Here is a 14,531-nt window from a genome sequence, read left to right as displayed (position 1 = left end):
CCAAAAACGCTTTAAGTAAGCAGTATAAGGCGTTATTTGCTTTAGAAAATGTTTCCCTAAAATTTACAGATGATGCATTAGAGGCGATAGCAGAAATTGCTATGAAGCGGGAGTCTGGAGCCCGAGGCCTTCGTGCAATTATGGAATCAATTATGATTGATATTATGTATCAAGTCCCTGATCTGAAGGATGTTCGGGAATGCTATATTACAAAAGATGTTATTGCTAAGAGAGGTAAACCAATTTTTAAGATTAAACCAGATTCGCTTTCAGAAGAGAAAAATAGGCTGATCGCTTAAATAATATAATAAGATATAGCTTTAATTTTTTCTTGACAGTAATTTTTTATACTTTGAGAAAGTATCTAAATAAAGTTCCACAGTAGCTCAGCGGTAGAGCAGGTGGCTGTTAACCACTTGGTCGGGGGTTCAAATCCCTCCTGTGGAGCCATTTTTTTTGAGTAAAATGAGTGAAAGGAATAAATATTATACTTATGTGTTACATTCACCGAAATACAATAAAATCTATATAGGTTATACAAATAATTTAGAGAGAAGAATCTATTTTCAATTTTCACAACAAAGGGGTACAGGGTTAGACTTCCAGATTTGTTCCATGGAAATTAGTCTATCATGAAATTTTTGCAACAAAATCTAAAGCAATGAAGCGAGATAAAGAATTAAAATCATTTCAGGGAAGAAAGTTTATAAGAGAGCAAATTTTAAATAACTTGACTGTAAAAAAGTATCCCTTTCCAAAATGTCAAAAATCTGGTAAAGGATAAATTGATGACTGATAATGATGTAGCAAAAATAGATGAAGTTTTGGAACAGTATAAAGATAGGGCTGGAAGCCTGATTCCAATATTACAAAGTATTCAAACTAAATTGGGATATTTATCTAAAGAAACAATTAAATACATTTCAAAGAATACAAAAATTCCAGTAAGTGAAATCTATGGTGTAGTCACCTTTTATACTCAATTTCGATTGCAACCTATTGGAAAAAATATTATAAGAATCTGTCATGGGACAGCCTGTCATGTGGCGAATGTTTTAAAAATCGCAGATACTATATTTGATGAATTGAATGTAAAACCGGGTGGAACTACAGACGATTTAAAATTTACCGTTGAAGTAGTTGCTTGCCTTGGATGTTGCAGCTTAGCCCCTGTAATGATGATTAACGATAAAGCCTATGGACGACTAACTTCAGAAAAGGTTAAGAAGATATTAACAGAATATTAGATGCCTATTTACATTTTCCAAAGAGGGAAAAATTGAAAATGACTAATTTCAAATTTCTAATTTCAAATAAAACTCCAAAAATTAAATTTACCCCGTTAGATATTTGTCCTATTAGATTTTTATTATTTCACATAATAAAATTATCTAACGGGGTAAATTTAATTTTCTCCTCAATAGTTATAAAGTCAAAACGGAAGAAAAACTGATTTTGGACTTTGGAACTTTGACATTTTATTTGTCATTAGAAATTTGGATTTAGAAATTCTGTACTTTATTAGAAAATGTTTAATTGTTTTAATTTCTTAAGTAACTCAGTTGTTCAGATTTATTTACTTGATAGGCATCATGAATTAAAATTATGTTAGGTTATGGTAAAATATCAAGGGAGATAATTTGGAAAGTAATATAACTAAAATAAAAGTTGGACTTGCCAGCTGTGGCATTGCAGCTGGCGGCTTGGAAGTCTTTGATGAAATAAATAAATTTTTAGATAAGAATAAATTGGATGTGAAATTGGAAAAAACCGGCTGTATTGGAATGTGTTATAAAGAAGTTCTTGTTGAAATAGATGATGAACAATTTGGTAAAACTATGTATGGAGAAGTAAAGCCCAATGAAGTAGATGAAATTCTGCAGGCTCATCTTATTGATAAAAAACCAAAGACTGAAAAAATTATCTTCTCTGATAAACTTGGGGGAAAGGAAGATGAGGTTCTTAAGTATCAAACACGAATTGTACTTAGAAATTGTGGAATAATAAATCCTGAATCCATTGATGATTCCATAGAACAAGATGGATATAAAGCGATTCAACTGGTTCTAAAAGAGAAAAAGCCAGAGGATGTTATAGAAGAGATCAAAAAATCTGGCTTACGAGGCAGAGGTGGCGCAGGTTTCCCAACTGGATTGAAATGGCAATTCGCCCATCAAGCAAGGGGAGATAGAAAATATATTATCTGCAATGCTGATGAAGGTGACCCTGGGGCTTTTATGGACAGAAGCGTTTTGGAAGGCGACCCTCATAGTGTTATAGAAGGTATGCTTATCGCTGCTTATGCAATTGGAGCAGAGCAAGGATATATCTATTGCAGAGCAGAATATCCACTTGCATTAAAACGGCTTAGAATTGCTATTAAACAAGCGGAAGAGCGAGGTTTTCTGAGAAATAATGTTTTTGATTCAGATTTCAACCTGAAAATTGATATAAAAGAAGGTGCAGGCGCATTCGTTTGTGGTGAAGAAACTGCTATGATTGCCTCTATTGAAGGCAAAAGAGGAATGCCAAATATCAGACCACCTTATCCTGCTAATTCAGGATTATGGGGTAAGCCTACTAATATAAATAATGTTGAAACTTTTGCTAATATCGCCTGGATAATCCGTAATGGTGCATCTGAATTTGCTAAATATGGAACTGAAAAAAGTAAAGGCACAAAGGTGTTTGCTCTTACTGGAAAAATTAAGAAAGGCGGACTCGTTGAAGTTCCTATGGGAATGACTCTACGAGATGTGATATTTAAGGTTGGTGGCGGGATTATCGGTGACAAGAAATTCAAAGCTGTCCAGCTCGGAGGACCTTCCGGCGGCTGTATTCCAGAAAGTCTGCTTGATACCCCTGTTGATTATGATTCGTTAACTGCAACAGGTGCAATTATGGGCTCAGGTGGAATGGTCGTTATGGATGAAACTACCTGTATGGTGGATATGGCAAGGTTTTTTCTCGATTTTACACAGAATGAGTCTTGTGGGAAATGCACTTTTTGTAGAATCGGAACTAAAAGAATGCTGGAAATCTTAACCAGAATAACTCAAGGTGATGGAAAGCCTGATGACATAGAACTTCTATCCGATTTATCTGAAAAAGTTAAGAAAGCCTCTCTCTGCGGCTTGGGACAAACCGCTCCAAACCCTGTTTTGACTACAATCAAATATTTTAAGGATGAGTATAAAGAACATATTGAAAATAAACATTGTCCAGCTGGAGTTTGTAAACAGCTTATAAAATATGAAATCATTCCTGAAAAATGTGTTGGATGCCAGATGTGTAAAAAAGTATGTCCTGTTGATGCAATTTCAGGCGAGAAAAAATCTGTTCATAAAATTGACCAGGAAAAATGCATAAAATGTGGCGCTTGTATGGATGCTTGCAAATTTGAGGCAATCAGAAACTTGTAAACTTGTGAATTGGTGAACTGGTAACTAATTTACCAATTCACTAATTTACTAATTCACTACTTAAGATGGCAAATGTGAAAATTAAATTGAATGGAAAAGAAGTAATCGCCCAGGATGGACAAACCATCCTTGAGGTAGCTAAAGAAAATGGTATAGAAATTCCGACTTTATGTCATGACGAACATTTAAAACCCTTTGGCTCTTGCTGGGTTTGTCTGGTAGAAGTGAAAGGTGCAAGAGGATTTGTACCTTCTTGTGCGACAGAAGTTCAGGACGGGATGGAAATTGAAACTGATAATGAAAATGTTCATTCTGCCAGAAAAATGGCTTTGGAACTTTTGCTCTCAGACCATTATGCAGATTGTACTGCTCCTTGCACTCTTAAATGTCCTGCTCATGTTGACATTCAAGGATATATCGCATTGATTCATGATGGCTTATATCACGAAGCAGTAAAATTGATAAAGGAAAGACTTCCACTTCCACTTTCGGTCGGTAGAGTCTGTCCTGCCTTCTGTGAGCAGGAATGTCGCAGACAGATTGTTGAAGAACCAATTGCGATTAGACAGATAAAACGATTTGCCGCCGATAAAGATATTGAAGACGCAGAAAGAACTTTTATCCCTGAAAAAAAACCGAGCACAGGTAAAGAAGTGGCAATTGTTGGTGCAGGTCCTTCGGGTTTAACAGTGGCTTACTATCTTGCAACTGAAGGTCATCATTGCACTATTTTTGAAGCAAATCCTAAAAGCGGTGGTATGATGAGATATGGAATTCCTGAATATAGATTACCAAAAGATGTGTTAGATAAAGAGATTGAGTTGATTGAAAAATTAGGTGTTGATATAAAAAATAATGAAAGATTAGGAAGAGATTTTACACTACAATTCCTTTATAAAGAATATGATGCGATTTTCCTGGGTCTTGGTGCACAAAAGGCTATGAAAATGCGTATTGAAGGTGAAAATTTAGATGGCTGCTACTTTGGTGTAGAGTTTCTTAAAGCAGTTGTAGAAAATAAAATCAAAGAAGTTGGAAAAATCGTTGCCGTAATTGGTGGCGGAAATACTGCTATTGATGCTGCGAGAACAGCCCTTCGTCTCGGGTCTGAAAAAGTTATGATTGTTTATCGCAGAGCCGAGAAACAAATGCCAGCTGAAAAAGAAGAAATTGAAGCAGCAAAAGAAGAAGGTATTGAACTATATCTCCTTCAAAATCCTACTAAAATTCTGGGGAAAGATGGTAAAGTCATTGGAATGCAGTGTTTAAAAATGCGACTGGGCGAACCAGATAGCAGTGGCCGCCGTCGTCCAATCCCAATTCCAAACTCAGAATTCATAATGAAAGTGGATACTGTTATTCCTGCAATTAGCCAGTTTCCTGATACGAAATTTCTTCTGGAAGAAACTTCTAAAATAGACTCTAAAAATCTTGAATTAACTAAATGGGGCACAATCGTTGCCAATGAAGAGACAATGCAGACAAATATTGATAAGATATTTGCTGGTGGGGATATAACTCGCGGTCCTGCAACTGTTATTGAATGTGTTGCAGATGCATATACCGCTGCTCAAAGTATAAATCAATTTCTTTCTGGTAAAAAAGTTGTGCCTGTAAAGGATATGTTTAATAGCAAAAAAGCAGAATCTGTAACTCAATTGTCCCCAATTGAGTATGAGAAATACGAAAAGAAAACTCGTATTAAAAGTGCGGTTGTTGATATTGAGACCAGAATAAAAAGTTTTGAGGAGGTGGAGAAAGCCTTCACAGAAAAAGAAGTTTTTGATGAAACTGAGAGATGTATTGAGTGTGGCTGTGATGTTAACAAAACTTGCAAATTACGAAAATATGCCACTGACTACGATGCAATTGCAACAAGGTTTATAGGAGAGATAAACAAGCATCCAATTGATGAGACTCATCCCTTTATTCTTCGTGACCCGAATAAATGTATCAAATGTGGAAGATGTGTCAGGACTTGCCTTGAAATTCAAGGTGTAGGTGCATTAGGATATATTTATCGTGGTTTTGGCACCTTGGTGGCTCCTGAATTTGGCGAGTCACTTCTTAAAACATCCTGTGAAACCTGCGGAAAATGTATTGATGTCTGCCCGGTTGGAGCTCTATCAGCCAAGAATACGCAACTTAAAACTGCACCCATAGACTTCTCTGAGACTACTACAACTTGTGGACTATGCGGCAGTGGCTGTCAGGTAAAATTTATGAATGTCGGGAATATTATTATGAAGGCAGAGGCTGCAGAAAGTCCTATTACTGAAAATAATATTTGTTTTAATGCTCATTTTGGATATGAGGTATTACAGGGAGATAAGCGTTTAACCACACCACTTATTCGTAAAAATAATACTTTGCAAAAATGTAGTTGGGACGAAGCGTTCAAATTAATTACCGAGAAATTGCCTGCATTTGGCATAAATTCTGCTATCTTTAGTAATGGGAATTTCACTAATGAAGAATTATATTTAATTAACAAAATTGCACAAAAATATCAGATTCAAAGAAAATATTCATGGGAATTGAACGGTTCTATAATCCAGAAGAAATTAGGAATTAATTATTCGCCCAATCCAACATCTGATTTACTTTCAACAGATTTGATAGTTTTAATTGGGGATGTGCCACATACTCTTGGAATAAAGATTGTGCAGGCAGTTAGAGCAGGGAAAAAATTGTTGGTCATCTCTCCAGAGGAAAGTAAGTTCAACCGAATCGCAGATTATTATATTAAGTCAGATAATTATTTAGAGATTTTCAATCAATTCGCTAAGTATTTTTTAGAAAATAGATATCACAATGTCAATTATGTTGCTGATTGTATAGAAAATTTCGTAGAATATAATCGGAAGCTTCAGAAAGAAGTTCACACAATTGAGTATGAAAAATTTGCTGAGTTAATAGCAAAAACTGGAAAAGTGATTTTTGTTTATTCTGAGAGTCTTTTGGACTTTAATACCCAATCTTCAATTTTTAATTTAAATATGCTTAAAGGAGATGTAGGAGAAGAAGGTTCAGGAATTATAACTTGTTCAGAATTGGCTAACAAACCAACTTTACAGTATTATGGATTTGTCCCATCAAGTTTCAAATTTCAAGTTTCAAGTATCAAATCTGCTTTGATTCTTGGTGAAGACCCCTTATATGACAATAAACTGGAAACATATAATTGGTTAAATAGTCTTGACTTTCTTCTGGTAGCAGATAATTATCTTACTGAAACTGCAAAGATGGCAAATGTTGTTCTGCCTCTTTCAACATTTGCAGAAACCAATGGAAGATTTGTAAATAATAATGATTTATTTCAGACTGTAAATAAAGTTATTTCTCCTCCAAGTGGCAAGGAGAATTGGGAAATATTTGCAAGAATTTTGGATTACCAAACAAAATTTAAGGATTTGATGCAAAAAACAAATAAAAACGAATTGAATGATGTAAGTAAAGAAAATAGATTTACTGTCATTGAATCAGAAAAAAGAGTAGATTTACAATTTGAGAATAGAAAAGCAGGTTCTAAAGCAACCATAAGTTACAATATATTAAGAAGGAGAATTGATGATTTGAAAAAAAATAAATTGAAAAAATCTTGATACGAAAATATTTAATGCTGAAAAACATAAAATAAAATCAAGGAGGACAACATGAAAAAAGCAAAAGTAGGGGGCTACTTGGAAGGAACAGATTCCTAGTTCCTGACAAATCTAGTGGTAAGAGGTTATGAGACCTTACCTCTGGGAAATGGGGCTGATAATCATGGGAAGTATATTGAACTTCTATCAAAAAGCGATAATACTTATTATTGGATATCTTCACAAAATAGTGCCACTTTCTGAGATGAATGTCACGACTAAGGATGTTTTGTATTCATGCAAGATTCATAAAATTCCAGTTATGATTATTGCTCCAGAGAAATTACATGAGAATGCTAAAGAGATTTTAGGCGATATGGCTAATTATGTTATGTTAATTGACCCTGCTAAGCTATTAGAAAAGATTCTTGAGTTTTTGAAATAAAAAAGGTATCATATTAAAATCAAATTAATCGGAGGAACAAATGGCAAATAAGGAAGAACTAAATCCCTTCAAAATTGCGCAAGCACAACTTGATGAATGTGCTGAAAAGTTGGAGCTTGATGACGCAACACATGACCTTCTGCGATGGCCTATGAAGGAAGTTGCAGTTACTTTACCTGTTAAAATGGATGATGGCACCACAAAAGTGTTCAAAGCTTTTAGAGTCCAGTATAATGGAGCACGCGGACCAACAAAAGGTGGAATTAGATGGCATCCTGGTGAAACTGTTGATACTGTTCGTGCACTGGCTGCTTGGATGACCTGGAAAACTGCGGTTGTTGATATTCCGCTTGGTGGTAGTAAAGGCGGTATTATATGTAGTCCCAAGGAAATGTCTGAGAGTGAAAAAGAGAGACTTGCCCGTGCTTATATGAGAGCAATCGCTGGTGTTGTTGGTGTTACACAAGATGTCCCAGCCCCTGATGTTTATACAACCCCACAAATTATGGCGTGGATGATGGATGAATATGAGGTTATCAGGGGTGAACACCATCCCTGTGTGATTACTGGCAAACCAATCCCTGTTGGCGGTTCACAAGGTCGTCACGATGCAACTGCACGCGGCGGTATCTACTGTGTCCGTGAAGCTGCAAAAAGATTAAATATTAATGTCTCCAATGCAAGCTATGCCATTCAAGGCTTTGGAAACGCTGGTCAGTATGCAGCTACATTAACTAAAGAAATTCTTGGAACAAACAAATTAGTTGCTGTTTCTGATTCTCGCGGTGGAGTTTATAATCCTGACGGTATTGACTCATTAGATATGGTTAAATGGAAACTTCAAAATGGCAGAGTAGCGGGATTCCCAGGAACCAAAGAAATTACAAATGCAGAATTACTGGAACTTAATGTAGATATTCTTTATCCTGCAGCATTAGAAAATGTTTTTACAAAAGAGAACGCTGGAAATGTCAAGGCAAAAATTCTATGTGAACTTGCTAATGGTCCCACCACACCAGAAGCAGATGAAATTCTCCATAAAAATGGCGTGCATATTATTCCTGATTTTCTTGCAAATGCAGGTGGTGTTACTGTTTCATACTTTGAACAGGTGCAGAATACATACAACTATTATTGGCCTTTAGAAGAGGTATATGAAAAGCTGGATCAAAAAATGTCAACTGCTTATAATGGTGTTTATGAAATGCATAAAAAGCAAAATGTGCATATGAGACTTGCTGCTTATATGATAGCGGTATCGCGAGTTGCAGAGGCTTGCAAACTTCGTGGCTGGGTATAAAAAGTTTGTAAAACTTTCTACGACCTTCAATCCGTCAGCTGGCGGATTGAAGGTCTATTTTTTTGTGATAAAAAAATTGGCATCATTTTGTTATCTTGTCTCTGTGCCGATAAATTTCTAATCAATTTATACTAACTAATAAAATTATGGAACTTCTTTCGTTCTTTTAGTCTTTCAAACTTGACAAAAGATTATAATTTTTTGGTTTATTAACTATCTATGAAATCTAATACCAAACACATTTTTATTACAGGTGGTGTAGTATCCTCTCTTGGAAAAGGGATTGCTTCTGCGTCCATTGGATTTCTTTTAAAGAAATTAGGTTATGAAGTTACCATTCAAAAGTTTGACCCTTATTTAAATGTTGACCCAGGAACGATGAGCCCTTTTCAACATGGCGAAGTGTTCGTTACTGATGATGGGGCAGAGACAGACCTTGATTTAGGTCATTATGAGCGATTTTTAGATAAACCTTTGACACAGAAAAGTAATTGCACTACCGGGCAAATCTATGATGCTGTTATTACCAATGAGAGAAAAGGAAAATATCTTGGTAAAACTGTTCAAGTCATTCCTCATATTACTAATGAGATAAAGAAAAAGATTGTAAGTTTAGATAGAGTTTCTGATATTGTTATATCTGAGATTGGCGGAACTGTTGGTGATATAGAAAGTCTGCCATTCCTTGAAGCGATTCGTCAATTTCGTCTTGATTATGGAGCAGAGAACTGCTTTTTTGTACATCTTACTTTGATTCCTTATATATCTGCTGCTGGCGAAGCAAAAACCAAACCTACTCAACATAGTGTGATTAAGTTGCGAGGAATCGGAATTCAACCCGATATGTTAATATGTCGTTCAGAAAGAAAAATGGCAAAAGAGATGATTTCAAAAATTTCTCTCTTCACAAATGTACCTGAAAAAAGTGTAATTTCTGGACTTGATACTCCCTGTATTTACGAAATACCCATATTTTTCTATCAGCAAAATGTTCATAAAATTATTTGTGAGTATTTTGTGATTCCACACAAAATCATTGATTTTAAAAAGTGGAATCAGATGATTGATAATTACAAAAATCCAGAAGAAGAAGTTACAATTGCACTTTGCGGAAAGTATGTCCGTCATCAAGATGCATACAAGAGTGTCGTTGAGAGTTTGATTCACGCTGGGATGTATTTTTCAACAAAAGTAAATATCAAATATATTGACACAGATAAGGCATTCGCAAGAGATACAAACAAGCCTCGTGAATTTCTAAAAGATTTATTAAAGAATGTGAATGGAATCCTAGTGCCAGGTGGCTTTGGCTTACGAGGCATTGAAGGTAAAATCTCTATTATCAGATATGCTCGTGAAAATAATATTCCATTTTTAGGAATATGTCTTGGCATGCAATGTGCAGTTATTGAATTTGCTCGTAATGTTTTGAAATTCAAAAATGCAAATAGTTCAGAGTTTGACCCTGAGACAAAATACCCAGTTATAGATTTAATGCCAGAGCAAAAGCATATTAAGAATATGGGCGGAACAATGAGATTAGGAGCATATCCTTGCAAATTGAAATCCGATTCCCTTGCACATAATATTTATAATAAAAATCAAGTTTCTGAAAGGCATAGACATCGGTATGAATTTAATAATGATTATAGAGATGTTTTTGAAAAAAAAGGCATGATAATCTCTGGCATTTATCCTTCAAAAGATCTTGTGGAAATAATTGAAATCACAACAAATAGATTTTTTATTGGAGTTCAATTCCATTCAGAATTCAAATCGCGTCCGCTGAAACCCCATCCAATCTTTCGGGAATTTATTAAATCTGCAATTGAATATAAAAATGCAAATAAATAAAAATACTAAATTTACAATTATAGCCGGTCCCTGCGCTATTGAAACAAAAAAAATCTGCTTTGAAGTAGCGAAGAAATGCTTACAACTCTGTAAAAAATATGATTTTCAGTATGTATTTAAGGCATCCTATAAAAAGGCAAATCGTACATCTGGAAAATCTTTTAGAGGCGTTGGTATTGAAAAAGGACTTGAAATACTAAATAAAGTTAAGAATAATTACAATGTTACAATTTTGACCGATGTCCATTCTGTTGATGAAGTTGGACCAGTTAGCCAGGTGGTTGATGTTATTCAAATCCCGGCTTTTTTATCCCGTCAAACAGAACTGATTGAAGCAGCGGCAAAAACTGGCAAAATGGTTAATATTAAAAAAGGGCAATTTATGTCTCCAAACGAGATTAAACTTGCCGTTGAAAAAGCATATAATGTGGGAAATAAAAATATTTTTGTTACAGAAAGAGGCACATTCTTTGGCTATAATAATCTTGTTGTAGATTTTCGGAATTTTCAGATTATTGATAGTTTTGGAATACCGGTTATTTATGATGTTACACACAGTTTACAAAGACCAGCAGAAGGTAAAATTTCTGGTGGTGGTCCGGAATTTGTTTTAAGTATGTCAAAAGCAGGAGTTGCAACAGGACATCTTTCTGGACTTTTTGTTGAGACTCATCCAAATCCTAAAGAAGCAAAAAGCGATGCACTCTCAATGCTGCCCCTGGGAGAGATGCAAGAACTGCTTGGAGAGATAAAGAAGGTGTTACGAGTTAGGAGTTAGGGGTTAGAGGTTAGAGGTTATGGCAAAATTGGAAGATTTGGAAATATTTCAGGATGGACTTAGTTTTGTAAAAGCTGTTTATCGTATAACTGATAAATTTCCAGAAAGAGAAAAATTTAACTTTGCATTTAAACAAAACAGCTGTGCAAATTGTTTCTAATATCAGTGAGAGTTATGGCAGGAAGACCCAAAAGGATAAGGCGCATTTTTTAGATATTGCTTACGTCTCACTTATAGAGGCAGTGGGACAATTATACATTGCGAAGACTTTAGATTACCTATCAGAAAAGAGACTTTCAGATGCCAAAATCTTTATTGAGAAATATAAATCAATCCGCCAGCTGGCGGACTAAAATTCAAGCATAATCTCAAATGACTTCTAACCTCTAACCCGTAACCCAAAGGTGTGCTATGACCTACAAACTTATGATTTTTGATATAGACGGTGTCTTTACCGACGGTGGAATATATTATACTAATACAGGTGAAGTCTTTAGGAAATTTAATACAAAAGATGGACTGGGAATAGGACTTTTATACCAAACAGACATAATACCAATAATCCTAACAGGTAAAGCATCAGAATCAATTTTTAGACGAGCAAAAATATTAAAAATAGAATTTGTTTATCAAAATGTAAAAAATAAGCTCAAAAAACTTATGGAAATCGCAAAAGATTTTGATATTGATCTGAAAGAAATTATTTATGTTGGAGATGATTGGAATGACTTTCCAGTGCTTGAAAAAGTTGGGCTTCCAATATGCGTGAAATCCGCACCAGAGGAAATTAAAGAAATTTGTAAATTTGTAACAACCAAAGACGGCGGAGATGGAGCTGTTCGGGAAGCAATTGAATTTGTGCTAAAAAAAGAAGGAATATATCAAGAAGCAATTCATAAGTTATTATCTTACCTGAAAAGTGTAGAATGAAAAAAATATCATTTTTCATATTTTATCTTTTAACACTCGCTCTTATATTACTTTTCCTCGCCTGCCATAGTAAGGAGAAGAACACGCTATCAAAGTCTCCGATTCTTACCAATACAGAAATTACTGATACGCTAATAGTCTATAACTCATCACAAGACAAGATTGAATGGATACTCCATTCAGATTTTTTGCAAAGATTTGCTGACAAGAATATTATGAATTTTAGAGATGTAAAATTGGAAATATTTGACCAAAGCCAGAATCTATCTTCTACTATTTTTGCAGATAGCGCAAAGGTGGATGAAAATAATAATCTTATTATTGCAAAAGGCAATATAAAAATCTTTTCCAAAGAAGGAGATTTATTTGGTAATGTTCTTACATGGAATAGGAATAATGATAAAATATTTTCTGATGACTGGGTCAAAATCGTTAAAGATGGAAACACCATATGCGGAGAGCAGCTCAGGACTGACTCTAATTTTGAGCATGTAATACTACAAAAAGTTTCAGCAGAAGGTGAGATAAGTGAAAGCAAAGTTGTTTGGTAAATTTGTTATTCTGCTATTATCAATCTGTATTAGTGATGTAGCAATAAATGCTAATGAGACACCACATCGTTATATTCTTAAAAATGCTGATATGGTAAAAATTGATAAAGTGGCTAACGATACAATAACAACGCTCACCGGCAATGTAAACTTAATTTATGATGATATTGAGTTCTTCGCAGATAATGCGCAGATTTTTCAAAAAGATAAAAAAATTAAACTGACCGAGAATGTTAAGGCAATTGATGATACACTGGAAGCTGGATCTCAGAAGGCAACCTATTTTCATAAAGAAAACGAATTGTTTTTAGAAAGGAGAGCTTATTTTATTGAGGAAAATAGTCAAATGGAGAAGCAAAAACACATACGAGCTGATAAAATCAATTATTTTAGAGGTAGAAAATTAGTGGAAGCGGAAGGAAATATTTTTGCAAATGACCTTACTCAAGATATGGATCTTATGTGCGAACATTTTAGATATAATATAGAAAAAGGATATGGTGTTGCAAGGGATAATCCTGAACTTACTTTTCAACGCAAAAGAACTGTTAAGGTGTATAGTCAGCAGATGGAGTTTTTTTATAATGACCATAAATTTATTGCTACTTATAATGTAAAGATAGAAATGAAAGATTCGCATGCTAATTCTCGTTTCCTTATTTATTTTCAGGACGATAAGAAAGCGGTGCTTCTTGGAAACCCACGATTCTATAGTGATACATCTGATGCCCTTGCTGAAGAATTTCACATTTTTTTTAATGAAGAAACTATTGATAAACTTTATCTTATAAAGAATGGAGAAATTCACTTTAAAAGTAAAGACCAGACAAAAAAGTTAAATTATCTCTTTGCGGATAAGATTATGTTGAATCTTGAGAACGAAAGACTTTGCTATATTAATGCTAATGATGTCACAAAAAGCTTTCTGAAAAAATCAGAAACAGAACGAAAAGATTTTTACATAAATAAAATGAAAACTAAAGGGTTAGAAGTATTTTTTGATGATGATGAAAATGTAGAAAAAGTGATTGCCTTACAGAATATTAAAGGTATCTATAAATTTTTACCAAAAGAATAATGTCTGATAACACTAAAAAAGATAAAGAACCTGTTGCTGAAATGAAAAGTGTTATAAGAACTGAAAACCTCGTTAAAATTTATGGGAAGAAGAAGGTTGTAAATGAGGTTACTATTCAGGTTAAACAGGGTGAAATCGTAGGTTTGCTCGGTCCTAATGGTGCTGGCAAGACCACAACTTTTCATATGATGATTGGATTAATAAAACCCAATTTTGGTTCAGTTTTTCTAAATGACACGAACATTACGAAGATGCCAATGTATCAGAGAGCACGAAAGGGAATTAGTTATCTTTCTCAAGAGCCATCTATATTTAGTAAGCTTACTGTAAGAGATAATATCCTTGCTATTCTGGAAACTCAAAATCTTTCTAAGAACGATAGGAAAGAGAAGTTGAATAATGCATTGTTTGAATTAGATCTTGATAAACTTGCTAATCAAAAAGCATACTCACTGTCTGGTGGAGAAAGAAGAAAATTGGAAATTACCCGTTCTCTTATTACTAATCCACTTTTCCTTTTTTTGGATGAACCATTTTCAGGAGTTGACCCTCTGGCTGTTTCTGATATACAGGATATTATTAAAAAACT

Annotated in this window: 15 protein-coding genes and 1 tRNA gene; all 16 read left to right on the top strand. The window is 34.5% G+C overall.

Going from position 1 to position 14,531, the window contains the following annotated elements:
• On the top strand, positions 1 to 299 hold a 299-nt coding region (locus U9R23_00420), incomplete at its 5' end, for an ATP-dependent Clp protease ATP-binding subunit ClpX (GenBank protein ID MEA3474904.1).
• A gap of 76 nt (positions 300 to 375) precedes the next feature.
• Positions 376 to 450, top strand: a tRNA-Asn gene (locus tag U9R23_00415).
• Between the two features lie 15 nt (positions 451 to 465).
• Positions 466 to 636: a GIY-YIG nuclease family protein gene (locus tag U9R23_00410; GenBank protein ID MEA3474903.1), complete on the top strand. Its 171-nt coding sequence runs from the start codon at positions 466 to 468 to the stop codon at positions 634 to 636.
• Between the two features lie 152 nt (positions 637 to 788).
• Entirely contained in the window at positions 789 to 1,247 is a 459-nt protein-coding gene (gene nuoE / locus U9R23_00405; GenBank protein ID MEA3474902.1) for an NADH-quinone oxidoreductase subunit NuoE, read from the top strand.
• A 393-nt stretch (positions 1,248 to 1,640) separates the two neighbouring features.
• Positions 1,641 to 3,422, top strand: a complete 1,782-nt coding sequence (gene nuoF / locus U9R23_00400) for an NADH-quinone oxidoreductase subunit NuoF (protein ID MEA3474901.1) — start codon at positions 1,641 to 1,643, stop codon at positions 3,420 to 3,422.
• A gap of 65 nt (positions 3,423 to 3,487) precedes the next feature.
• Complete coding sequence (locus U9R23_00395) at positions 3,488 to 7,027, top strand: FAD-dependent oxidoreductase (protein ID MEA3474900.1); 3,540 nt, start codon at positions 3,488 to 3,490, stop codon at positions 7,025 to 7,027.
• 148 nt (positions 7,028 to 7,175) lie between these two features.
• The gene (locus U9R23_00390) at positions 7,176 to 7,451 is read left to right on the top strand and encodes a hypothetical protein (protein MEA3474899.1); all 276 of its coding nucleotides are present in this window, start codon (positions 7,176 to 7,178) and stop codon (positions 7,449 to 7,451) included.
• 40 nt (positions 7,452 to 7,491) lie between these two features.
• The gene (locus tag U9R23_00385; protein MEA3474898.1) at positions 7,492 to 8,751 is read left to right on the top strand and encodes a Glu/Leu/Phe/Val dehydrogenase; all 1,260 of its coding nucleotides are present in this window, start codon (positions 7,492 to 7,494) and stop codon (positions 8,749 to 8,751) included.
• Positions 8,752 to 8,970: 219 nt separating this feature from the next.
• Entirely contained in the window at positions 8,971 to 10,605 is a 1,635-nt protein-coding gene (locus U9R23_00380; GenBank protein ID MEA3474897.1) for a CTP synthase, read from the top strand.
• Complete coding sequence (gene kdsA, locus U9R23_00375) at positions 10,592 to 11,383, top strand: 3-deoxy-8-phosphooctulonate synthase (protein ID MEA3474896.1); 792 nt, start codon at positions 10,592 to 10,594, stop codon at positions 11,381 to 11,383. The genes U9R23_00380 and kdsA overlap by 14 nt, the downstream gene beginning before the upstream one ends.
• Before the next feature lie 19 nt (positions 11,384 to 11,402).
• On the top strand, positions 11,403 to 11,543 hold the full coding sequence (locus tag U9R23_00370; GenBank protein ID MEA3474895.1) for a four helix bundle protein: 141 nt from the start codon (positions 11,403 to 11,405) through the stop codon (positions 11,541 to 11,543).
• Positions 11,527 to 11,736 (top strand): four helix bundle protein, encoded by a 210-nt coding sequence (locus U9R23_00365; GenBank protein ID MEA3474894.1) that lies wholly within the window; start codon positions 11,527 to 11,529, stop codon positions 11,734 to 11,736. Before U9R23_00370 ends, U9R23_00365 begins: the two co-directional genes overlap by 17 nt.
• Before the next feature lie 58 nt (positions 11,737 to 11,794).
• A complete protein-coding gene (locus U9R23_00360) occupies positions 11,795 to 12,313 on the top strand; it encodes an HAD hydrolase family protein (protein MEA3474893.1) in 519 nt (172 codons plus the stop codon).
• Entirely contained in the window at positions 12,310 to 12,864 is a 555-nt protein-coding gene (gene lptC, locus U9R23_00355) for an LPS export ABC transporter periplasmic protein LptC (protein MEA3474892.1), read from the top strand. Before U9R23_00360 ends, lptC begins: the two co-directional genes overlap by 4 nt.
• Positions 12,842 to 13,942 (top strand): LptA/OstA family protein, encoded by a 1,101-nt coding sequence (locus U9R23_00350; GenBank protein MEA3474891.1) that lies wholly within the window; start codon positions 12,842 to 12,844, stop codon positions 13,940 to 13,942. Before lptC ends, U9R23_00350 begins: the two co-directional genes overlap by 23 nt.
• On the top strand, positions 13,942 to 14,531 hold a 590-nt coding region (gene lptB / locus U9R23_00345), incomplete at its 3' end, for an LPS export ABC transporter ATP-binding protein (GenBank protein MEA3474890.1). The genes U9R23_00350 and lptB, both read left to right, overlap by 1 nt.

The sequence above is a fragment of the Candidatus Cloacimonadota bacterium genome, from assembly GCA_034722995.1.
GTDB lineage: Bacteria > Cloacimonadota > Cloacimonadia > JGIOTU-2 > JGIOTU-2 > JAGMCF01.
Note: the sequence above shows the minus strand (reverse complement) of the source record. Positions and strands in the feature narration are given on the sequence as shown.